Origin of the sequence: Streptomyces sp. NPDC001027, assembly GCF_040299045.1 — a bacterium.
Lineage (GTDB): Bacteria > Actinomycetota > Actinomycetes > Streptomycetales > Streptomycetaceae > Streptomyces.
The window spans coordinates 23,371-45,317 of record NZ_JBEPBI010000030.1 but is presented as its reverse complement, the minus strand read 5'-3'; the positions used below and the strand labels follow the sequence as shown (position 1 = coordinate 45,317).

Annotated in this window: 17 protein-coding genes; 14 read left to right on the top strand and 3 right to left on the bottom strand. The window is 73.2% G+C overall.

Annotated features, from left to right (window positions below; genetic code table 11):
- Nucleotide 1 precedes the first annotated feature (1 nt).
- Together holA and ABT300_RS11935 are read left to right on the top strand one after the other, a co-directional pair.
- Nucleotides 2-988, top strand: coding sequence for a DNA polymerase III subunit delta (gene holA / locus ABT300_RS11940; protein WP_351674236.1), 987 nt, complete (start codon nt 2-4; stop codon nt 986-988).
- A gap of 343 nt (nt 989-1,331) precedes the next feature.
- Nucleotides 1,332-1,727: a nuclear transport factor 2 family protein gene (locus ABT300_RS11935; RefSeq protein WP_351674234.1), complete on the top strand. Its 396-nt coding sequence runs from the start codon at nt 1,332-1,334 to the stop codon at nt 1,725-1,727.
- Nucleotides 1,728-1,919: 192 nt separating this feature from the next.
- Here the strand turns inward: ABT300_RS11935 and rpsT are convergent, their stop codons facing one another.
- A complete protein-coding gene (gene rpsT, locus ABT300_RS11930; protein ID WP_057574704.1) occupies nt 1,920-2,186 on the bottom strand; it encodes a 30S ribosomal protein S20 in 267 nt (88 codons plus the stop codon).
- 220 nt (nt 2,187-2,406) lie between these two features.
- On the opposite strand from rpsT, the gene lepA reads away from it, so the two are divergent.
- The 5 genes from lepA to hemW all read left to right on the top strand — a co-directional run bounded on the left by lepA (nt 2,407) and on the right by hemW (nt 11,477).
- Nucleotides 2,407-4,275 carry a translation elongation factor 4 gene (gene lepA, locus ABT300_RS11925; protein ID WP_351674232.1) on the top strand — a complete coding sequence of 623 codons (1,869 nt, stop codon included), beginning with the start codon at nt 2,407-2,409 and terminating at the stop codon, nt 4,273-4,275.
- A 325-nt stretch (nt 4,276-4,600) separates the two neighbouring features.
- Complete coding sequence (locus ABT300_RS11920) at nt 4,601-6,475, top strand: AMP-dependent synthetase/ligase (protein ID WP_351674231.1); 1,875 nt, start codon at nt 4,601-4,603, stop codon at nt 6,473-6,475.
- Between the two features lie 202 nt (nt 6,476-6,677).
- On the top strand, nt 6,678-8,807 hold the full coding sequence (locus ABT300_RS11915) for a SpoIIE family protein phosphatase (RefSeq protein ID WP_351674229.1): 2,130 nt from the start codon (nt 6,678-6,680) through the stop codon (nt 8,805-8,807).
- Nucleotides 8,808-8,958: 151 nt separating this feature from the next.
- The gene (locus ABT300_RS11910; protein ID WP_351674227.1) at nt 8,959-10,152 is read left to right on the top strand and encodes a Dyp-type peroxidase; all 1,194 of its coding nucleotides are present in this window, start codon (nt 8,959-8,961) and stop codon (nt 10,150-10,152) included.
- Between the two features lie 92 nt (nt 10,153-10,244).
- On the top strand, nt 10,245-11,477 hold the full coding sequence (gene hemW, locus ABT300_RS11905) for a radical SAM family heme chaperone HemW (protein ID WP_351674226.1): 1,233 nt from the start codon (nt 10,245-10,247) through the stop codon (nt 11,475-11,477).
- 216 nt (nt 11,478-11,693) lie between these two features.
- On the opposite strand, the gene ABT300_RS11900 is transcribed toward hemW, so the two are convergent.
- On the bottom strand, nt 11,694-12,503 hold the full coding sequence (locus ABT300_RS11900) for a DUF3097 domain-containing protein (protein ID WP_351674224.1): 810 nt from the start codon (nt 12,501-12,503) through the stop codon (nt 11,694-11,696).
- A 33-nt stretch (nt 12,504-12,536) separates the two neighbouring features.
- Complete coding sequence (locus ABT300_RS11895; RefSeq protein WP_351674222.1) at nt 12,537-13,265, bottom strand: MBL fold metallo-hydrolase; 729 nt, start codon at nt 13,263-13,265, stop codon at nt 12,537-12,539.
- A gap of 161 nt (nt 13,266-13,426) precedes the next feature.
- On the opposite strand from ABT300_RS11895, the gene hrcA reads away from it, so the two are divergent.
- From hrcA to ABT300_RS11860, 7 genes are all read left to right on the top strand, one after another.
- On the top strand, nt 13,427-14,443 hold the full coding sequence (gene hrcA / locus ABT300_RS11890) for a heat-inducible transcriptional repressor HrcA (RefSeq protein ID WP_107444000.1): 1,017 nt from the start codon (nt 13,427-13,429) through the stop codon (nt 14,441-14,443).
- Nucleotides 14,444-15,580, top strand: coding sequence for a molecular chaperone DnaJ (dnaJ, locus tag ABT300_RS11885; RefSeq protein ID WP_351674219.1), 1,137 nt, complete (start codon nt 14,444-14,446; stop codon nt 15,578-15,580).
- Between the two features lie 90 nt (nt 15,581-15,670).
- On the top strand, nt 15,671-16,807 hold the full coding sequence (locus ABT300_RS11880; protein ID WP_351674218.1) for a nitronate monooxygenase: 1,137 nt from the start codon (nt 15,671-15,673) through the stop codon (nt 16,805-16,807).
- Nucleotides 16,804-17,550: a 16S rRNA (uracil(1498)-N(3))-methyltransferase gene (locus tag ABT300_RS11875; RefSeq protein WP_351674216.1), complete on the top strand. Its 747-nt coding sequence runs from the start codon at nt 16,804-16,806 to the stop codon at nt 17,548-17,550. Before ABT300_RS11880 ends, ABT300_RS11875 begins: the two co-directional genes overlap by 4 nt.
- 65 nt (nt 17,551-17,615) lie before the next feature.
- On the top strand, nt 17,616-18,008 hold the full coding sequence (locus tag ABT300_RS11870; protein WP_351674215.1) for a VOC family protein: 393 nt from the start codon (nt 17,616-17,618) through the stop codon (nt 18,006-18,008).
- Nucleotides 18,009-18,144: 136 nt separating this feature from the next.
- Entirely contained in the window at nt 18,145-18,639 is a 495-nt protein-coding gene (locus ABT300_RS11865) for a hypothetical protein (protein WP_351674213.1), read from the top strand.
- Nucleotides 18,640-18,684: 45 nt separating this feature from the next.
- Nucleotides 18,685-21,888, top strand: a complete 3,204-nt coding sequence (locus ABT300_RS11860) for a S41 family peptidase (protein WP_351674211.1) — start codon at nt 18,685-18,687, stop codon at nt 21,886-21,888.
- Nucleotides 21,889-21,947 lie beyond the last annotated feature (59 nt).

Here is a 21,947-nt window from a genome sequence, read left to right as displayed (position 1 = left end):
GATGGCCAGGAAGACTGCGAACGACGACCCTCTCGCCCCGCTGACGCTCGCCGTGGGCCAGGAGGACCTGCTGCTCGACCGTGCCGTGCAGGAGGTGGTGGCCGCCGCCCGGGCCGCCGACGCCGACACGGACGTACGCGACCTGACCCCGGACCAGCTGCAGCCCGGCACGCTCGCCGAGCTGACCAGCCCGTCGCTCTTCGCGGAGCGCAAGGTCGTGGTCGTGCGCAACGCGCAGGACCTGTCCGCCGACACGGTCAAGGACGTCAAGGGATACCTCGGATCGCCCGCCGAGGAGATCACGCTCGTCCTGCTGCACGCCGGCGGCGCCAAGGGCAAGGCGCTGCTGGACGCCGCGCGCAAGGCGGGCGCCCGTGAGGTGGCCTGCCCGAAGATGACGAAGCCGGCGGACCGGCTGGCCTTCGTCAGACAGGAGTTCCGGGCGACCGGCAGATCGGCCACGCCCGAGGCCTGCCAGGCGCTGGTCGACGCCATCGGCAGCGATCTGCGGGAGCTGGCGTCGGCGGTGTCCCAGCTGGTTGCGGATGTCGAGGGCACCATCGACGAGGCCGTCGTCGGCCGGTACTACACCGGGCGGGCCGAGGCGTCGAGCTTCACCGTCGCCGACCGGGCGGTGGAGGGGCGGGCCGCCGAGGCGCTGGAGGCGCTGCGCTGGTCGCTGGCCACCGGCGTCGCACCCGTGCTGATCACCAGTGCGCTCGCCCAGGGCGTGCGGGCCATCGGCAAGCTGTCCTCGGCGCGCGGCGGCCGTCCGGCCGACCTCGCGCGCGAGCTCGGCATGCCGCCCTGGAAGATCGACCGGGTACGGCAGCAGATGCGCGGCTGGACGCCGGACGGGGTCGCCCTCGCCCTACGGGCGGTGGCCGAGGCGGACGCGGGAGTGAAGGGCGGCGACGACGCCGAGTACGCCCTGGAGAAGGCCGTCGTGGCCATCGCGCGTGCGGCGCGGTCCGGGGGGCGCGGGTAGTCGTCCTGCATGGGTGTGTCTCAGGCCGGCCGAGTGTCCGACGTGACCGTCCCCGCGGCGATCACCCGAGGGCGGGACCGTCCCCGGTGCGAGCCGGACCGCGTGATCTGGACGCCGTGATCCGGACGCCGTGAGTCGCACGGTGTCAGCCGGGGGCTGCGAGCCGGAGGCCGTGAGTCGGACCGCGTGATCTGGACGCCGTGAGTCGGACGGTGTGATCGGGAGGCCGTGAGTCGGACGACGCGATCCGGACGCTGTGATCCAGTCGCCGTTCCCCTGCCGGGGAGGAGAATCGGACGTACCAGCCGCACATCGCCGGCGCATGCGAAAGGTGGCGATCGACATGGCTGAACACCCGCACGCGGTACTCGTCCGTCAGGGATACGAGGCCTTCACCCGCGGAGACATGGACACCCTGCGCGGGCTGATGACGGGGGACTGTTCGCATCACGTGCCCGGTTCCCACCCCCTTTCCGGGGACTTCAAGGGCGTTGACGCGATCATGGACATGTACGGCAGGCTCTTCTCGGAGACGGCCGGGTCGATGCGCGTCGAGTTGCGCAACGTGATGGTCGACGGCCGTGGGCACGCCGTCTCCGTGCACCGCTTCACCGCCGACCGCAACGGCAAGCACCTCGAGGACGACGGGTGCCTCGTCTTCCGGATCGTCGGCGACAAGATCACGGATCTCGACGAGTGCGTCTCGGACATCGACACGAGCAACGACTTCTGGTCGTGAGGACCAAGCCGAAGGCCCCGGCGCCCGCCCTGGGGAAGGGCGGAGCGCCGGGGCCTCCGGAAAAGCTGATCAAGCTGGTGAGCCCGTACCCGCGTGGCGAACGCAGGCCGCGTACAGGCTCGGGGGCGCCGGACGGGAGCGGATGAGAGGGCCCGCTGTGGTCCCTTCCGGCGATCAGATCAGTGAAGCGGTTCAGCCCTTGAGGGACTCGACCTTGGAAGCAAGCGCCGACTTCTTGTTGGCGGCCTGGTTCTTGTGGATGACGCCCTTGGAGACGGCCTTGTCGAGCTGACGCGCGGCAGCGCGCTGGTACTCGGTGGCCTTCTCGGCGTCACCCGCGGCAGCGGCCTCGCGGGCCTTGCGGATCGCGGTCTTCAGGGAGGACTTGACGGCCTTGTTGCGCAGTCGAGCCTTCTCGTTGGTCTTGTTCCGCTTGATCTGGGACTTGATGTTCGCCACGAATGAGCCTTTTCAGGTTCAGGCACGGAGCCGTACGGGCTCGTACCAGGTGATTTCTTGGGCGTGTCTCGCGCTGAGAGGGCATGAGACACAGCTGCCCAGACTACCAGCGGCCGCCCGGGTGGCCCAAACCGGTCTCCGGTCGCCGCCCGTGGGACCATGGAGCCTACGTATCGATCCGACCCGAGGCACGAAGGCGCCTCAAGAGACAGGACCCTGCGTGCCCGCGACCCCTAACAACGCGCCCGAGCCGAGCCGTACCGACCCGGCTCTGATCCGCAACTTCTGCATCATCGCGCACATCGACCACGGCAAGTCCACGCTCGCCGACCGCATGCTCCAGCTGACCGGAGTCGTCGACCAGCGGCAGATGCGTGCTCAGTACCTCGACCGCATGGACATCGAGCGCGAGCGCGGCATCACGATCAAGTCCCAGGCCGTGCGCCTGCCCTGGGCCCCGACACAGGATCCGGGCAGCACCCACATCCTGAACATGATCGACACCCCGGGGCACGTGGACTTCACGTACGAGGTGTCCCGGTCGCTGGCCGCGTGCGAGGGCACCGTCCTCCTCGTCGACGCCGCCCAGGGCATCGAGGCCCAGACTCTCGCCAACCTCTACCTGGCGATGGAGAACGACCTCAAGATCATCCCGGTGCTGAACAAGATCGACCTGCCGGCCGCACAGCCCGAGAAGTTCTCCGAGGAGCTCGCCAACCTCATCGGCTGCGACCCCGGGGACGTGCTCAAGGTCTCCGCCAAGACCGGTCTGGGCGTCGAGGCCCTGCTCGACCGGGTCGTCGCCAACGTCCCGGCGCCGGTCGGCGTCCAGGACGCCCCCGCCCGCGCGATGATCTTCGACTCGGTCTACGACTCCTACCGCGGTGTCGTGACGTACGTGCGTGTCATCGACGGCCAGCTCAACAAGCGCGAGCGGATCCGGATGATGTCCACCGGCGCCACGCACGAGCTGCTCGAGATCGGCGTCTCGGCGCCGGAGATGAAGGCGGCCGACGGCCTCGGCGTGGGTGAGGTCGGCTATCTGATCACCGGCGTGAAGGACGTCCGCCAGTCCAAGGTCGGTGACACCATCACCACCCTGAACAAGGGCGCGACCGAGGCCCTCGGCGGGTACAAGGACCCCAAGCCGATGGTGTTCTCGGGTCTGTACCCCCTCGACGGCTCGGACTACCCGGAGCTGCGCGACGCGCTGGACAAGCTCCAGCTCAACGACGCCGCGCTGGTCTACGAGCCGGAGACGTCCGCCGCGCTCGGCTTCGGCTTCCGCGTCGGCTTCCTCGGCCTGCTGCACCTCGACGTGATCCGTGAGCGGCTGGAGCGCGAGTTCGGGCTCGACCTCATCGCCACCGCGCCGAACGTGGTCTACCGCGTGGTGATGGAGGACGGCAGCGAGCACACGGTCACCAACCCGAGCGAGTTCCCCGAGGGGAAGATCAGCGACGTCTACGAGCCCGTCGTACGCGCCACGATCCTCGCGCCCTCCGAGTTCATCGGGTCGATCATGGAGCTGTGCCAGACCCGGCGCGGCACCCTGCTCGGCATGGACTACCTCTCCGAGGACCGGGTCGAGATCCGCTACACGCTCCCGCTCGCGGAGATCGTCTTCGACTTCTTCGACCAGCTGAAGTCCAAGACGCGCGGCTACGCGTCGCTGGACTACGAGCCCACCGGCGAGCAGGCCTCCAGCCTGGTCAAGGTGGACATCCTGCTGCACGGCGACAAGGTGGACGCCTTCTCGGCGGTCACCCACAAGGACGCCGCGTACGCCTACGGTGTGCGGCTCGTCGCCAAGCTGCGCGAGCTCATCCCGCGGCAGGCCTTCGAGGTGCCGATCCAGGCGGCCGTCGGCTCCCGGGTCATCGCGCGCGAGACCATCCGCGCCATCCGCAAGGACGTCCTCGCCAAGTGCTACGGCGGCGACATCTCCCGTAAGCGCAAGCTGCTGGAGAAGCAGAAGGAAGGCAAGAAGCGGATGAAGATGGTGGGTTCCGTGGAGGTTCCGCAGGAGGCCTTCATCGCCGTTCTGAGCAGCGACGACAGCGCGGGATCCGGCAAGGGCAAGAAGTAACCGCGCCGAAGCCCGGGATTCCGGGCGGGAAAAGGGCCTGTCGTGCTGTCGCGCGGCGGGCCCTTTGGCTGTACTCAGGAGAAAGTGACCGCCCGGAGCCCCTTACGCGCTGGCCAGTCGCCCTTTACTCTGATGCCTGCTCGGTAGTTACTCGTGAGTTAAACAACAGCCGCCGTCCGGTGCAGCGGTCGTCCGGCACAGCCGTCGTCCCGTTGCAGCCGTCGTCCAGTACAGCCGTCGTCAACAGAGCCGCCGTCAACAGCAGCCGCGCGTCGAACGACGCCGCAACGAGCCAGCCGCACCGTCGCGGGCCCCGGAGGATGTCGTGAGCGACACACAGACACTGATCGAGAACCGTCCGCCGTCGGTCGCGGGCCTCTTCCTGGAGCGCGTGGCGGCCACGCCCGACGGGGAGGCGTACCGGCATCCGGTGCCCGCCGCGTCCGGTGAGGGCCCCGACGCCTGGAAGACGCTGAGCTGGGCGCAGGCCGCCGAGCGGGTCTACGCGATCGCGGCCGGCCTGATCGAGCTCGGCGTGCAGCCCGAGCAGCGCGTCGCGCTCGCCTGCTCCACGCGCCTCGAGTGGATCCTCGCCGACCTCGGCATCATGTGCGCCGGCGCCGCCACGACCACCGTCTACCCGCAGACCAACGCCGAGGAGTCGGCGTTCATCCTCTCGGACTCCGAGAGCCGGGTGCTGATCGCCGAGGACGCGGCGCAGCTCGCCAAGGCGGTCGAGAAGCGCGCGGAGCTGCCCGACCTCACCCATGTGGTCGTGATCGACCCGGCCGGCGTGGAGACCGCCGACTGGATCCTCACCCTGGACGAGCTGGAGAAGCGCGGCGCGGCCCGGCTGGAGAAGGAGGCCGGGCTGATCAAGGAGCGGGTCGCCGCGATCACCTCCGACCAGCTCGCCACCCTCATCTACACCTCCGGCACCACCGGCCGTCCCAAGGGCGTGCGTCTGCCGCACGACAACTGGTCGTACATGGCGAAGGCGATCGCGGCGACCGGCCTGGTCGGCCCCGAGGACGTGCAGTACCTGTGGCTGCCGCTCGCGCACGTCTTCGGCAAGGTGCTCACATCCGGCCAGATCGAGGTCGGACACGTCACCGCCGTCGACGGCCGCGTCGACAAGATCATCGAGAATCTGCCGGTCGTCCGGCCGACGTACATGGCCGCCGTGCCGCGCATCTTCGAGAAGGTCTACAACGGCGTCGCCGCCAAGGCCCGTGCGGGCGGCGGGGCCAAGTACAAGATCTTCCAGTGGGCCGCCGGGGTCTCCCGCGAGTACGCCAAGGCCGCCCAGGACAACTTCCGGCGCACCGGCAGCGCGTCGGTCCCCTTCGGGCTCGGCGCCCGGCACAAGGTCGCCGACGCGCTCGTCTTCGCCAAGATCCGCGAGGCCTTCGGCGGCAACCTGCGCGCCTGTGTCTCCGGGTCGGCGGCCCTCGCGCCCGAGATCGGGTACTTCTTCGCCGGCGCCGGCATCCACATCCTCGAGGGGTACGGCCTGACGGAGTCCTCCGCGGCCTCCTTCGTGAACCCCGGCGAGGCCTACCGCACGGGCACGGTCGGCAAGCCGCTGCCCGGCACCGAGGTGCGCATCGCCGACGACGGCGAGATCCTGCTGCGCGGCCCCGGCATCATGGAGGGCTACCACGGGCTCCCCGAGAAGACCGCCGAGGTCCTCGAGGCGGACGGCTGGTTCCACACCGGCGACATCGGCGAGCTGTCGCCCGACGGGTACCTGCGGATCACCGACCGCAAGAAGGACCTCATCAAGACGTCCGGCGGCAAGTACATCGCGCCCGCCGAGGTCGAGGGCCAGTTCAAGGCGGTCTGCCCGTACGTCTCCAACATCCTCGTGCACGGCGCCGACCGGAACTTCTGCACGGCGCTCATCGCGCTCGACGAACCGTCCCTCCTGGACTGGGCGAAGGACAACGGACTGGCCGGGAAGCCGTACGCGGAGGTCGTGGCCGCGCCCGCCACCGTGGAGCTCATCGACGGTTACGTCAAGCAGCTCAACGAAGGCCTCCAGCGCTGGCAGACCATCAAGAAGTTCCGGCTGCTGCCCCGCGACCTGGACGTCGAGCACGGTGAGATCACGCCGAGCCTGAAGCTCAAGCGGCCGGTGGTGGAACGGGAGTACAAGCACCTCATCGAGGAGATGTACGCCGGATCGCGCGAGGCGTGACCGGAGCGGTGTGAGCGGCGCACAAGCGGAGGGGCGGATTCCGGATGCTCGGATTCCGCCCCTCAATCGTGCGTCAACGGGCACAAGGGTGCCTTTGCATAGCACGCTTCTCGCCTCGAACGGCCCACTTCGGTGACCCAGCGCTCATGGACGGACCCGGTCTGTCACCCTGATGGCGTCCGTACTGTCCGGGGAGCCGCGCATGGGTGCCATTCCGACGCAACGGGAGACCTTCTCCCGGGCCGGAGGCGCGCCCGCGCGCGCGAGCGGGCTCCCGCACACGCGCGCGATCCTGGCCGGCAGCTCCCTCGCGCCCGGCGCCGCCCGCGACCTGGTCCGCGCCGCGCTGTCGGAGTGGGCCGGCAGCGGCCTGCCCGGCGCGGTGAAGCTCCGTGAGCGCCTTGCCGAGGACGCGATACTCGTCGTCAGCGAGCTCGTCACGAACGCCGTGGTGCACGCCGGCACCGAGGTCGAGCTGGTGTGCCGGCTGGACGTGGAGCCCGGTCCGTCCGAGGGCGGTCTCGCGGTCGTCGTGGAGGTCTGTGACCGGCACCCCTCCCGCACCCCGCGCGACCACGCCCCCGACCCGCCCCGGGGCATGCCGGAGCACGGCCGCGGCCTGCGCCTGGTCGCCACGCTGGCGGACGCCTGGGGTGTGACGTACCGCAGGGGTGCGAAGACGGTCTGGGCGCGGCTGCTGCCGAACGCCGAGTCCGCCGAGCAGGGTTCCGCCGGCGGCGGGGCGGCCCGGGCGGCCGAGGCGACGGGCCGGCCCGGCGGCGTCCTGGGCTGCACCGCCGGAGCCCGCGCCGGCGACCCCGGGCGCGACGAGGCCCGGGGCATCGGTCACAGCCCCGACTTCGATCCCGACCTCCGCCCTGACGTCGACCCCGACTTCGACCCCGGCTTCGACCCGGACTTCGATCCCGACCTGGACTCCGACGTCGCCCTGCACCACGGCTGCGGTCACGATTACGGGCACGCCGATTTCACCGGTCTCCTCGACGCCCTCGCCCCCGAACCGGAGCCGAACGGCCGGGGCGACCCGGACTGGCTCGACCGCGGCGCCCTCTCCTTCCTCGCCGAGGCGTCCGACCTGCTCGCCGGCCAGCTCGACGAGGACCTGGTCGCCGCGCTGACCGGCCAGCTGCTGGTGCCGCGGCTCGCCGACTGGTGCGCGGTGTGGCTGGAGGACGAGGTCAGCGGCCGCGGCGACTGGACCGGCGGGCCGGGGCCGCGGCTGGCCCGGGTCTGGCACGGCAGCGAGAACCGCATCGAGGAGCTGCGCCACGCCCTGGAGAAGGACCCGCCGTGCCCGCCCGACGGCGGCCCCCGCTCGGGGCCGGAGTCCTATCCCTGGCCCGCGACGGCCCTCGGCCCGCACGGCGCCGCGCTCGCCTACCGGCTGATCGCCGGCGGCCGGCCCCTGGGCACCCTGGTCCTCGGACGGGCCGGACCGGGCGTCTTCCCCGACGAGGTCACCGGGCTCGTGGAGGATCTCGGCCGCCGGGTGGCGCTGGCCATCGGCGCGGCCCGTCAGTACGCCCGGCAGGCCACCATCAGCGCGGTCCTGCAGCGCGGGCTGCTGCCCGGCGCGGTCGCGCAGATCCCCGGCGTGTGCAGCGCGCTCGTCTACGAGCCGCGCGAGCAGGGCGGGCCCAGCGGCGACTTCTACGACTTGTTCCCGGCGGGCGACGGGCGCTGGTGCTTCGCCGTGGGGGACGTCCAGGGAAAGGGCCCGGAAGCGGCCGTCGTCATCGGCCTGGCCCGCCCCTGGCTGCGGCTGCTGGCCCGTGAGGGCTACGGCGTCGCCGACGTCCTGGACCGCCTCAACCAGCTCCTCCTCGACGACGCGACGGAGGCCGCCGACGCCGCCGCCCGCGCCTTCGTCGGCCCGGCCGGACCCGCGGACGGCCCGCAGACCCGCTTCCTGTCGCTCCTGTACGGCGAGCTGGCCCCCTTCGAAGGCGGCATCCGCTGCATCCTCGCCTCCGCCGGGCACCCGCTCCCGCTGCTGCTCGCGCCGGACGGCGCGGTCGCCACGGCCGGACGCCCGCAGACCCTTCTCGGAGTCGTCGAGGACGTCGTCTACACCTGCGACACGCTGGAACTGCGCCCCGGCGACAGTCTGCTGTGCGTCACCGACGGCGTGACGGAGCGGCGCTCGGGCACGCGCCAGTTCGACGACGAGGACGGTCTCGCGACGGCGCTGGCGGGCTGCGCAGGACTGGACGCGGAGCTGATCGCGGAGCGGATCCGGCGCCTGGTGCACGAATTCGGCGAGGAGCCGCCGGACGACGACCTCGCGCTGCTGGTGTTGCAGGCGCTGTGACGCGGGCTGCTCGACTCCGGGCGGCGAAGACCGCCGCGTTGCGGGGGGCGGCGCGTCGGCGGTGGCGCATCGGCGGTGGCGCCGGGAAGGGCACGGGCCGGGCGGCGAGGGACGCGGCCCGGACACACCTGCGCATGTATGGTCCAGTTTTGTGCCGAAGGCGAAGAATGCCGTAGATGACCCGCCCACCCGCCGGAGCGTACTGATCGCCGGCGCGGGAATCGGGCTGACCGCGACCGCATGCACCCGCGAGGCCGGTCCGCCGGCGGGAGCGCCCGGGCCCGGGGCTCCCGCGGCGCGCCGCCGCCAGGCCGGGGTGACCACCCCGCAACAGGCCACCGCGCTGGTCCTGGCGTACGACCTCGATCCCGCCCTGCGCGGTGCGGCGGGCGCACGGGAGCTGAAGGCGGTGCTCGCCAGGTGGACCCGCGCCCTGGCGGACGTCCAGGACACCCGGGACACCCGAGACAGCCGGGAAGCCCGGGAGGCCGGGGAGGCCGACGGCGATGGCGAGAGCCGGGAGGCCGGCGGCGGCCGCGGGGCCCGTCTCACCGCCACGCTCGGCATCGGCCCCGGGCTGCCTGACCGTCTCGGCCTGCGCGCCCCCGAAGCCCTGCGCGAGCTGCCCTCCTTCCCCGGTGACTGGCTGGACCCCGCCCGCTGCGGCGGAGACGTGCTGGTGCAGCTGTGCGCCGACTCGGCCGACGCCACCGAGGCGACCGCGGCCACCCTGACGCGGCTGGCGGGGGACGCACTGAGCCCGCGCTGGCGGCAGGCGGGCTTCCTGCCGCCCTCGGACGGCGGCGCCGCCCCCCGCGACCTGTTCGGGTTCAGGAACGGCAGCGCCAACCCCACCGCCGAGGAGTGCGAGCGCTGGGTGTGGTCGGGCGACGCGACCTACCTCGTCGTGCGCCGCGTCCACCTGCGCGTGGAGGACTTCGCGCGGCTCGCCGTGCACCGTCAGGAGGAGGTCGTCGGCCGCCGCCGCGCGACCGGCGCCCCGCTCGACGGCGGATCCGAGCACGACGAGGTCGACCTGCTGGCCAAGGACTCCCAGGGCGGGTACATCACGCCGCCGCGTTCGCACGTGCGCGCCGTGAGCCCCCGTCTCGACGACGGCGCCCGGATGCTGCGCCGCAGCTACTCCTACGCCGACGGACCCACCGACCAGGGCCTGCTGTTCCTCGCCTTCATGCGGGACCCGGCGCTGTTCGCCCGAGTCCAGCGCCGCATGGCCGCACAGGACGACCTGACCGCGTTCATCCAGGCGCGGGGCTCGGCGGTGGCGTACGTCCTGCCGGGCGCCGGCCCCGGACGCCCGCTGGGGGCGGAGCTGCTGGCCTGAGGGCGGCCCCGGTCACGGCCAGGGCGGCCAAGGTCACGGCCTCGGGCCCGCGCCGACGAGGGGCGGCGCGGGCGTGCGGGACAATGGGCCGTATGCCTTCCGCACTCCCCGACGGCGAGCCGGTCCCCGGCGACGGCGCGCTCCCGGCGTCCGCGCTCGCCGGCGCCGCCGACCGCCCCCTCGGGTTCTATCTGCACGTTCCGTACTGCGCGACCCGCTGCGGGTACTGCGACTTCAACACCTACACCGCGACCGAGCTGCGCGGCACCGGCGGGGTCCTCGCCTCCCGCGACAACTACGCCGACACCCTGATCGACGAGATCCGGCTGGCCCGCAAGGTCCTCGGCGACGATCCGCGCGAGGTGCGCACGGTCTTCGTCGGCGGCGGCACGCCGACCCTGCTGGCCGCCGCCGACCTGGTGCGGATGCTGGGCGCGGTCCGCGACGAGTTCGGCCTCGCGGCGGACGCCGAGGTGACGACGGAGGCCAATCCGGAGTCTGTCGACCCCGCCTATCTGACGGCCCTGCGCGAGGGCGGCTTCAACCGGGTCTCGTTCGGTATGCAGAGCGCGCGGCAGCACGTGCTGAAGGTCCTCGACCGCACGCACACCCCCGGCCGGCCCGAGCGGTGCGTGGCGGAGGCGCGCGAGGCGGGCTTCGACCACGTCAACCTGGACCTGATCTACGGCACCCCGGGCGAGTCGGACGACGACTGGCGGGCCTCGCTGGAGGCGGCCCTGGGCGCCGGACCGGACCACGTCAGCGCGTACGCCCTGATCGTCGAGGAGGGCACGCAGCTGGCCCGCCGGATCCGCCGCGGCGAGGTCCCGATGACCGACGACGACGTGCACGCCGACCGCTATCTGATCGCGGACGAGGTGATGTCGGCGGCAGGCTACGACTGGTACGAGGTCTCCAACTGGGCCGCCTCGCCGGCGGCACGCTGCCTGCACAACGAGCTGTACTGGCGCGGCGCCGACTGGTGGGGCGCCGGGCCGGGCGCCCACTCGCACGTCGGCGGGGTGCGCTGGTGGAACGTCAAGCATCCGGGGGCGTACGCGGCGGCGCTGGCGGCGGGCCGCTCCCCGGGCGCGGGCCGGGAGCTGCTGTCCGACGAGGACCGCAGGGTCGAGCGGATCCTGCTGGAGCTGCGGCTGCGCGAGGGCGCGCCGCTGGACCTGCTGCGGCCGGCGGGACTCACCGCCTCCCGCCGGGCGCTGGGCGAAGGACTGCTGGAGAACGGACCGTACGACGAGGGGCGCGCGGTGCTCACGCTGCGCGGCCGGCTGCTGGCGGACGCGGTGGTGCGGGACCTCGTCGACTGACCCCCCCCGGGGGGGGTGAACCCGGGCGCGGACCGGGCCGTGGACCCGCGCGGATCGGGCCGTGAATCCGGGCGCGGACCGGCGCAGACAAGGGCGCTTCGATCCCGGGCGTGCGCTCCGATCCCGGGCGTCGCCTTCCCCGGACGGAGGCGTCGTGCGGGCGGACGTCGGGCCCCGCCTCGCGCCCTGTCGTGCGGGCGGACGTCGGGCCGCGCCTCAGGCCCCGCCGTCCGTGACGAAGTCGATCAGCTCCTCCACCCGGCCCAGCAGCTCCGGCTCCAGATCCTTGTAGGAGCCGACCCGCTTGAGGATCGCCTGCCACACGGCCCCGGTGTTCTCCGGCGGCCAGCCCAGCGCCCGGCACACGCCCGTCTTCCAGTCCTGGCCGTGCGGGACCCGCGGCCATGCCGCGATCCCGAGGGACGCCGGTTTCACGGCCTCCCAGACGTCGATGTACGGGTGGCCGACGACCAGCGCGTGCTCGCTGGTCACCGACTGCGCGATGCGCCACTCCTTCGTGCCGGGCACCAGGTGGTCCACCAGGACGCCCAGCCGCGCGTCCGGGCCGGGGCCGAACTCGGCGACGATCGACGGCAGGTCGTCCACCCCCTCCAGGTACTCCACGACCACGCCCTCGACGCGCAGGTCGTCGCCCCACACCTTCTCGACCAGCTCGGCGTCGTGCCGGCCCTCGACGTAGATGCGGCCGGCGCGGGCGACGCGCGCGCGGGCGCCCGGCACGGCGACCGAACCCGAGGCGGTGCGGACCGGCCGCGCGGGGCCGGCGGCGGGCCTCACCAGAGTCACCGCCCTGCCCTCGAGCAAGAAGCCGCGCGGCTCCAGCGGGAACACCCGGTGCTTGCCGAAGCGGTCCTCCAGGGTCACCGTGCCCGCCTCGCAGCGGATCACCGCACCGCAGAAACCCGTGCCGGGCTCCTCCACCACCAGGCCGGGCTCCGCCGCGACCTCGGGAACCGGCGTCGGCTTCTTCCAGGGAGGGGTCAGGTCGGCGGAGTACTGGCGCATTCGGATGACGATAGGAGAATCCCCGAGGCGGGCTTACGGCGACACGCCGAACCGCTTCGCGAGCGCGTCCCGCTGCGCCCGCACGAACGCCGCGTCCACCACGGCCCCGTGACCGGGCACGTACCGCGCGTCCTCGCCGCCGAGGTCGAGGAGCCGGTCCAGGGCGGCCGGCCAGCGCGACGGCACGGCGTCCGGGCCTGCCTGCGGATCGCCGGACTCCTCGACCAGGTCGCCGCAGAAGACCGTCTCGGGCTCGCCGGCCGCCGCACCCGGGACGAGGACGGCCAGGTCGTGGGCGGAGTGGGCGGGGCCCACGTTCGCCAGCAGGACCTGCCGGCCGGCGCCCAGGTCGAGCGTCCACTCCCCGGAGACGAAGTGGCGGGGCCGCACGAGCGTGTCCGCCGCCTCCGTCGCCGCCGCCTCGTCGACGCCCTGCCGGACCGCGTCCGACCGCAGTTCGTCGGCCGGCACGGAGTCGATGCCCACCGCCCCGAACACCTCGGCCCCGGCGAACGCCGCGGCGCCCAGCACATGGTCGAAATGGGGGTGGGTCAACGCGAGATGAGTCACACGGCAGCCGGCGAGCTGCTCGGCCTGCGCCCGCAGCAGCGCCCCCTCCGCCAGCGTCGACCCGGCGTCGATCACCAGCGCCGTGCCCGTGCCGACGACCAGACCCACCGTGCAGTCCCAGCCCGGCAGCCGGCACCGGCCCACCCCCGTCGCGACCCGCTCCCATCCCAGCTCTTCCCAAGTCATCGTCATACCGCGACGCTAACTGCAGGGCGCCCGTGCCGGGGCCGACCTTGCCCCGGGTGTACCCCACAGCCGTACACTGGCCGGGGAACGCTGGCACTCGAATGTGAAGAGTGCCAAACGCGAAGGCCCAGGGGACTGGGGGACGAGATTCTGGAGGTGTGCGCGCGATGCTGAGCGAACGCAGGCTCCAGGTGCTGCGCGCCATCGTCCAGGACTACGTCGGCACCGAGGAGCCCGTGGGGTCCAAGGCGCTCACCGAGCGGCACAACCTCGGCGTCTCCCCGGCGACGGTCCGCAACGACATGGCCGCCCTGGAGGACGAGGGGTACATCGCCCAGCCGCACACCAGTGCCGGGCGGATCCCCACCGACAAGGGCTACCGGCTGTTCGTCGACAAGCTGGCCGGCGTCAAGCCGATGACCGGCCCCGAGCGGCGCGCCATCCAGAACTTCCTGGACGGCGCGGTCGACCTCGACGACGTCGTGGCGCGGACGGTACGGCTGCTCGCGCAGCTCACCCGGCAGGTCGCCGTCGTGCAGTACCCGTCCCTGACCCGTTCGACCGTGCGGCACGTGGAGCTCCTCTCGCTCGCGCCCGCACGCCTGATGCTGGTGCTGATCACGGACACCGGGCGGGTCGAGCAGCGGCTGGTGGACTGCCCGGCGCCCTTCGGGGAGTCCTCGCTGGCGGATCTGCGCGCGCGGCTCAACAGCCGCGTCGCCGGCCGCCGGTTCTCGGACGTGCCGCGGCTGGTGGAGGATCTGCCGGAGGCCTTCGAGGCGGAGGACCGCGGCACCGTCACGATGGTGCTCTCCACCCTGCTGGAGACGCTGGTCGAGGAGAACGAGGAGCGGCTGATGATCGGCGGAACCGCCAATCTCACCCGCTTCGGGCATGACTTTCCCCTCACCATCCGACCCGTCCTGGAGGCCCTCGAGGAGCAGGTCGTGCTCCTCAAGCTCCTTGGCGAGGCGGGGGATTCGGGCATGACCGTACGCATCGGTCACGAGAACGCCTACGAGGGACTCAACTCCACTTCCGTGGTGTCGGTCGGCTACGGTTCGGGCGGCGAGGCAGTCGCCAAACTCGGCGTGGTCGGACCGACCCGCATGGATTACCCGGGAACGATGGGAGCGGTACGAGCGGTGGCACGGTACGTCGGACAGATCCTGGCGGAGTCGTAAGTGGCCACGGACTACTACGCCGTCCTCGGCGTGCGCCGCGACGCGTCGCAGGAAGAGATCAAGAAGGCCTTCCGCAGGCTCGCGCGCGAGCTGCATCCGGACGTCAACCCGGATCCGAAGACCCAGGAGCGGTTCAAGGAGATCAACGCCGCCTACGAGGTGTTGTCGGACCCGCAGAAGAAGCAGGTCTACGACCTCGGCGGCGACCCGCTGTCCCAGGCGGGCGGCGGTGGCGCCGGCGGCTTCGGGGCGGGGGGCTTCGGCAACTTCTCCGACATCATGGACGCGTTCTTCGGCACGGCGTCGCAGCGCGGGCCCCGCTCGCGCACCCGCCGCGGCCAGGACGCGATGATCCGGCTGGAGATCGACCTCGAGGAGGCGGCCTTCGGCACCACGAAGGACCTCCAGGTCGACACGGCGATCGTCTGCACGACGTGCAGCGGCGAGGGCGCGGCCCCCGGCACCAGCGCCCAGACATGTGACATGTGCCGCGGTCGCGGCGAGGTGTCGCAGGTGACGCGGTCCTTCCTGGGCCAGGTCATGACGTCGCGGCCGTGTCCGCAGTGCCAGGGCTTCGGCACCGTCGTGCCGACCCCCTGCCCGGAGTGCGCCGGCGACGGGCGCGTGCGCTCGCGCCGCACCCTGACGGTGAAGATCCCGGCCGGCGTCGACAACGGCACCCGGATCCAGCTCGCGGGCGAGGGCGAGGTCGGCCCCGGCGGCGGTCCCGCCGGCGACCTGTACGTGGAGATCCACGAGCTGCCGCACGCCCAGTTCCAGCGGCGCGGCGACGACCTGCACTGCACGGTGACCCTGCCGATGACGGCGGCGGCCCTGGGCACGAAGGTGCCCCTGGAGACGCTGGACGGCCTCGAGGAGGTCGACATCCGGCCCGGCACCCAGTCCGGGCAGTCGATCCCGTTGCACGGCCGGGGCGTCACGCATCTGCGCGGCGGCGGGCGCGGCGACCTCATCGTGCACGTCGAGGTGCAGACCCCGACGAAGCTCGACCCGGAGCAGGAGCGACTGCTGCGGGAGCTGGCGAAGCTGCGGGGCGAGGAGCGGCCCACGGGGCAGTTCCAGCCCGGGCAGCAGGGACTGTTCTCGCGGCTGAAGGACGCGTTCAACGGACGGTGACGGCGGGGTGCGGCGGGCTGTCGTTCCCACCCCGCCGCACCTTCCGAGGGCCGATTCGGACTTGTCCAGAGGACGTGACAACATGCCGCCATGTCCTCCGCGCTGACCGGTCTCCTCCCGCACCCGATCGTGCAGGCCCCCATGGCGGGCGGTGTCTCCGTCCCACAGCTCGCGGCCGCCGTGTCCGAGGCGGGCGGGCTCGGATTCCTCGCGGCCGGCTACAAGACGGCCGACGGCATGTACGAGGACATCAAACAGCTGCGGAGCCTCACCGGCCGTCCTTTCGGCGTCAACCTCTTCATGCCGCAGCCCGAATACCCCGGTGCGAGCACCGGCTCCGCCGGAGCGGCCCAGGCCGCGCTCCCCGACGCCGGCGCCGTCGACGTGTACGCCCACCAGCTGGCCGGTGAGACCGTCTGGTACGACACCGAGCTCGGCGACCCGGACAGCGGCCGCGACGACGGGTACGACGCCAAGCTGGCGGTGCTGCTGGACAACCCGGTGCCGGTCGTGTCCTTCCACTTCGGCGTCCCGAGCGGCGAGGCGCTGGAGTCGCTGCGCCGCGCGGGAACGTTCACGCTGGTCACGGCGACCACCGCCGAAGAGGCCCTCGCGGTGGAGCGGGCCGGCGCGGACGCGGTCATCGTGCAGGGCGTGGAGGCCGGCGGACACCAGGGCAGCCACCGGGACAACCCCGAGAACGACGGCTGCGGCATCGGTCTGCTCTCCCTGGTCGCCCAGGTCCGCGAGTCGGTGGGCCTGCCGGTCGTCGCCGCCGGCGGCATCATGCGCGGCAGCCAGATCGCCGCCGTCCTCGCGGCCGGCGCGAGCGCGGCCCAGCTGGGCACCGCGTTCCTCGCCGCCCCCGAGTCCGGCGCGCACGCCGTGCACAAGCAGGCGCTGACCAACCCCCTGTTCGTGCGCACCGAGCTGACCCGCGCCTTCTCCGGCCGACCGGCCCGCGGCCTGGTCAACCGCTTCCTGCGCGAGCACGGCCCGTACGCGCCCGCCGCCTACCCGGAGGTGCACCACCTCACCGTGCCGCTGCGCAAGGCGGCCGCCAAGGCGGGGGACGCCCAGGGGATGGCGCTGTGGGCGGGGCAGGGGCACCGGATGGCCCGCGATCTGCCCGCCGGACGACTGGTGGAGGTGCTGGTGTCCGAACTCGCAGAGGCGCGGACAGCGTTGTCACAGGGCTTCGCGGCCGGAGAGGGAGGTGCCCGATGACCGCCCCGGTGTTCATCGTCGACGAACTCCCGCACGGTCGGGCCGAGTTCGTGCTGGACGGCCCCGAGGGCCGGCACGCCGTCTCGGTGAAGCGGCTGCGGGCCGGCGAGGACGTGGTCCTCACCGACGGCGCCGGCCGCTGGGCGCCGGCCGAGGTCGTCGCCGCCGAGGGCAAGGACCGGCTGGTGGTGCGTCTGGGCGAGACGGTCGAGGAGCCCGTCGAGACGCCCCGGATCACGGTCGTGCAGGCCCTGCCCAAGGGGGACCGGGGCGAGCTGGCCGTCGAGACGATGACCGAGACCGGCGTCGACGCGATCGTGCCGTGGGCGGCCGCGCGCTGCATCACCCAGTGGAGGGGCGAGCGCGGCGCGAAGGCGCTCGCCAAGTGGCGGGCCACCGCCCGCGAGGCCGGCAAGCAGTCCCGCCGGGTCCGCTTCCCCGAGGTCGCGGAGGCGGCGACCGCCCGCCAGGTGGCCGCGCTGCTCGCCCGGGCCGACTTCGCCGCCGTCCTGCACGAGGACCGCGACTACGGCAGCGAGCCGCTGGCCGCCGCGGAACTCCCCGCCGAGGGCGAGATCGTGCTCGTCGTGGGCCCCGAAGGGGGCGTGTCGCCGGAGGAGTTGGTCCTCTTCGAGGAGGCGGGCGCGAAGGCGTACCGGCTAGGCCGGAGCGTGCTGCGCACCTCGACCGCCGGCACGGCGGCCGCGGCCCTCGTCCTCGGCCGGACCGGCCGCTGGTCCTGACCCCGTTCGTCTGCCCGCCCGCGTGTCCGTCTGTCCGTCCGCTCGCCCGCCGTTCGGAGGTTGCCGTGGAGCTCGTCCAAGTCAGGCTGCTGGTGGAGGACTTCGCCCTCTGCTACCGCTTCTACGCCGATGTCCTCGGCCTGAGGCCGCAGTCGGGCGCGGAGCAGGGGCCGTACGAGAAGTTCAGCCCCGCCGTCGGTTCGGCGGGCATCGCGATCCAGGACCGCGCGATGATGGCGGAGGTGCTCGGCGAGCTGGGCGACGCGGCGAACGGGCACCGTTCCCTGGTGGTGCTGCGCGTCGACGACCTGGACGACTACTGCGCGGGCCTCACCGCCCGCGGCGCCGCCCTGATCCACGGACCCGCCCCGATGACCGACCGCATGCGCGTCGCCCACCTCAAGGACCCGGAGGGGAACCTGGTGGAGCTTCAGGAGTGGCTGCTGCTGCGCGGCTGAACGCGACGCGGGCGAGCGGCTCCCGTGCCGTGCCGCCTCCCGCCCGTGCGCGCACGGCAACCGCGCACGGCAACCGCGCGCGGAATGACCGCATACGGGCTACCGCACGGTCGGTCCGAGTGGCACGCTGCCTTTCATGGGGGCATTGAGGCGTGATCGGCTGCTTCCGGCGGCGGCGGCGCTCGCGGTCGCGGCGCTCGGCGTCGTGGGGTGCGAGCCGGGCGGGTTGAGCACCATGGCCGTGGCGCACACCACCGACGAGGCGGCGACGGCCGAGATCCAGCGCCGGGACGTGGACGTGCGCTGGCTGACCTGCACGGCTCAGTACAAGGACGACAAGAAGGCGGGCGACGTCGCCGCCGTGGACTGCCGCGGCAGGACCGCCGACGGACGCGCCATCACGGTCGAGGGCCGGATCTCGCGCGCGGTCGACGGGGCCTGTGTGCGGGGCGATCTCACCGCGGTCGTCGGCCGGAAGCAGCTGTTCCGGGTGAGCGGGCTCGGCGACTGCAAGTCCGCGACGCCGTCGCCGGTCAAGCCGTCCGGCTCCGCCGCGCCCGGCGCCCGGCCGACCGTCACCGTGACGGTCACCGTCACCGGGACCGTCGGCTCCGCCGGGGCGGGTAAGTGACCGAAACCCCTGACCAGCGGGCCCGGCGGTGCATACAGTGATCAGGTGACCCAGTCCGCGACGTCTGCCGCGTATCTCAGATTCCCGCACCTGCACGGCGAATTGGCGGCTTTCGTCGCCGAGGACGACGTGTGGCTCGCGCCCCTCGACGGCGGCCGCGCCTGGCGGGTCAGCTCCGACAACATGCCGGTCTCCTCGCCGCGCATCTCGCCCGACGGCGCCACCGTCGCCTGGACGTCGACCCGTGACGGGGCGCCCGAGGTGCACGTCGCCCCCGTCGACGGCGGTCCCTCGACCCGGCTGACGTACTGGGGCAGCGCGCAGACCCGGGTGCGCGGCTGGACCCCGGACGGCCGGGTCCTCGCCGTCAGCACCCACGACCAGGCGACCCTGAGGCGCAGTTGGGCCCGCGCGGTCCCCCTCGACGGCGGACCGGCGACGACCCTGCCGTACGGGCCGGTCGGCACGGTCGCCCACGGCCCGCACACCGTGCTGCTGTCCGCGTCGATGGGTCGCGAGGCCGCCCACTGGAAGCGCTACCGGGGCGGCACCGCGGGCAAACTGTGGATCGACCGGGAGGGCGAGGGCGAGTTCGTCCGTCTGCACGAGGAGCTGGACGGCAACATCGAGTGCCCGGTCTGGGCCCGGGACCGTATCGCGTTCCTCTCCGACCACGAGGACACGGGCGCGCTGTACTCCTCCTTCGCCGACGGCTCCGACCTGCGCCGGCACACGCCGCTCGGGGGAGACTTCTACGCACGCCAGGCCGCCGGCGACGGCATCCGGATCGTGTACATGTCCGCGGGTGAGCTGTGGCTGCTCGACGACCTCGACGGGGCGGAGCCGCGCCGCCTCGACGTCCGGCTCGGCGGCCAGCGCACCGACCGCCGCCCCTACCCGGTCGCCGCCTCCCGCTGGCTGGGCGGGGCCGCGCCCGACCACACCGCGCGCGGCAGCGCCGTCGAGGTGCGCGGGGCCGTCCACTGGGTCACCCATCGTTCCGGGCCCGCCCGGGCGCTCGCCGCCGAACCCGGCGTGCGGGCCCGGCTGCCGCGCGCCTTCCGCACGGAGGGGGAGGAGTGGGCGGTGTGGGTGACCGACGCCGAGGGGGAGGACGCGCTGGAGTTCGCCCCGGCGACCGGCCCGGCCCCCGGCGCCACCCCGCGCCGGCTCGCCGCCGGACGGCTCGGCCGGGTCCTCGAGCTCGCCATGGCGCCCGACGGCAGCCGGGCCGCGGTCGCCGCGCACGACGGACGGCTGCTGCTCGTCGAGCGGGAGACCGGAGAGGTCCGCGAGGTCGACCGCAGCCCCGACGGCGAGGTGTCCGACCTGGTGTTCTCGCCGGACTCGGCCTGGCTCGCCTGGTCGCACCCCGGGCCGCGCCCGCTCAGCCAGCTCAAGCTCGCGAACGTCACCGACCTGACGGTGACCGAGGCGACCCCGCTGCGCTTCCGCGACTACGCGCCGACCTTCACCCTCGACGGCAAGCACCTCGCGTTCCTCTCCACGCGCGCCTTCGACCCGGTCTACGACGAGCACGTCTTCGACCTCTCCTTCGTGGCCGGCGCCCGCCCGCACCTCATCACGCTCGCGGCGACCACCCCCTCGCCGTTCGGACCCCAGCGGCACGGCAAGCCGTTCGAGGCCCCCGACAAGGAGGAGACGCCCGACAGCGAGGGCGCCCCCGCCACCCGCATCGACCTCGAGGGCCTCGCCGACCGGATAGTGCCCTTCCCGGTGGAGGCCGGCCGCTACTCCGCGCTGGCGGCGGCCAAGGACGGCGTGCTGTGGCTGCGGCATCCCGTGCACGGCGTCCTCGGGGCGTCCCGCGCCACCCCGGACGATCCCTTCCCGGACACCGAGCTGGAGCGCTACGACCTCGTCCACCTGCGCGTGGAGCACCTCGCGGGGGAGGCCGACCGCTTCGAGGTCAGCGGCGACGGCAAGCGACTGCTGCTGTGGACCGACGGCAAGCTCAAGGTCGTCCCCAGCGACCGGCGCGCCTCCGGCGACGAGGACAGCGACAGCAACGTCACCGTCGACCTCGGCCGGATCCGCCGCGTCGTGGACCCGTCCGCCGAGTGGCGGCAGATGTACGACGAGACCGGCCGGATCATGCGGGACAACTTCTGGCGGCCCGACCTCGGCGGCGTCGACTGGGACGCCGTCCTCGACCGCTACCGTCCGGTGCTGGAACGGGTCGCGACCCACGACGACCTCGTCGACCTGCTGTGGGAGCTGCACGGCGAGCTCGGCACCTCGCACGCCTACGTCTCACCCCGCGGCGGCCGCCACGGAGGCGCCCGGCAGGGCCTGCTCGGGGCGGACCTCTCCCGTCACGCGGACGGCAGCTGGCGCATCGACCGGGTGCTGCCCTCGGAGACCTCCGACCCCGACGCCCGTTCCCCGCTCGCCGCGCCCGGCGTGGCGGTGCGGGCCGGCGACGCGATCGTCGCCGTCGGCGGGCAGCCGGTGGACCCGGTCACCGGGCCCGGACCGCTGCTGGTCGGCACGGCCGGCAAGGTCGTCGAGCTGACGGTGTCGCCGTCCGGCGGGGGCGAGCCGCGGCACGCCGTCGTCGTCCCCGTCGCCGACGAGGAGGCGCTGCGCTACCACGCGTGGGTCGCGGACCGGCGGGCCCATGTGCACGAGGCGTCGGGCGGCCGGCTGGGCTATCTGCACGTGCCCGACATGCAGGCGCCGGGCTGGGCGCAGATCCACCGCGACCTGCGGGTCGAGGTCGCACGGGAGGGTCTGGTGGTGGACGTCCGGGAGAACCGGGGCGGGCACACCTCGCAGCTGGTCGTCGAGAAGCTCGCCCGGCGCATCGTCGGCTGGGACGTGCCGCGCGGCATGCGGGCGTCCAGCTACCCGGAGGACGCGCCGCGGGGACCCGTGGTCGCCGTCGCCAACGAGTTCTCCGGTTCGGACGGGGACATCGTCAACGCGGCGATCAAGGCGCTCGGCATCGGGCCGGTGATCGGGACGCGCACCTGGGGCGGAACGATCGGGATCGACAGCCGCTACCGGCTGGTCGACGGCACGCTCGTCACCCAGCCCAAGTACGCCATCTGGCTCGAGGGTTACGGGTGGGGCGTGGAGAACCACGGCGTCGACCCCGACGTCGAGGTGGTGTGCGCCCCCCAGGACTACGCGGCCGCCCGCGACGTCCAGCTCGACGCGGCGGTGGCCGCGGCACTGGCCTCGCTGGAGACCACGCCGGCGAAGACGCCGCCCGTGCTGCCCTGACCGGGGTCGCGGCCCGCGCCGGGGACGCCTGCACGGGCCGGAGCGGCGCGCTCCCCCCG

What these genes read in the sequence shown, in the direction of transcription:
- holA (WP_351674236.1), top strand. Translation starts at nt 2, where the DNA reads ATGGCCAGGAAGACTGCGAACGACGACCCTCTCGCCCCGCTGACGCTC.
- ABT300_RS11935 (WP_351674234.1), top strand. Translation starts at nt 1,332, where the DNA reads ATGGCTGAACACCCGCACGCGGTACTCGTCCGTCAGGGATACGAGGCC.
- ABT300_RS11915 (WP_351674229.1), top strand. Translation starts at nt 6,678, where the DNA reads ATGGGTGCCATTCCGACGCAACGGGAGACCTTCTCCCGGGCCGGAGGC.
- hemW (WP_351674226.1), top strand. Translation starts at nt 10,245, where the DNA reads ATGCCTTCCGCACTCCCCGACGGCGAGCCGGTCCCCGGCGACGGCGCG.
- ABT300_RS11900 (WP_351674224.1), bottom strand. Translation starts at nt 12,503, where the DNA reads ATGCGCCAGTACTCCGCCGACCTGACCCCTCCCTGGAAGAAGCCGACG.
- ABT300_RS11895 (WP_351674222.1), bottom strand. Translation starts at nt 13,265, where the DNA reads ATGACGATGACTTGGGAAGAGCTGGGATGGGAGCGGGTCGCGACGGGG.
- hrcA (WP_107444000.1), top strand. Translation starts at nt 13,427, where the DNA reads ATGCTGAGCGAACGCAGGCTCCAGGTGCTGCGCGCCATCGTCCAGGAC.
- ABT300_RS11880 (WP_351674218.1), top strand. Translation starts at nt 15,671, where the DNA reads ATGTCCTCCGCGCTGACCGGTCTCCTCCCGCACCCGATCGTGCAGGCC.
- ABT300_RS11875 (WP_351674216.1), top strand. Translation starts at nt 16,804, where the DNA reads ATGACCGCCCCGGTGTTCATCGTCGACGAACTCCCGCACGGTCGGGCC.
- ABT300_RS11865 (WP_351674213.1), top strand. Translation starts at nt 18,145, where the DNA reads ATGGGGGCATTGAGGCGTGATCGGCTGCTTCCGGCGGCGGCGGCGCTC.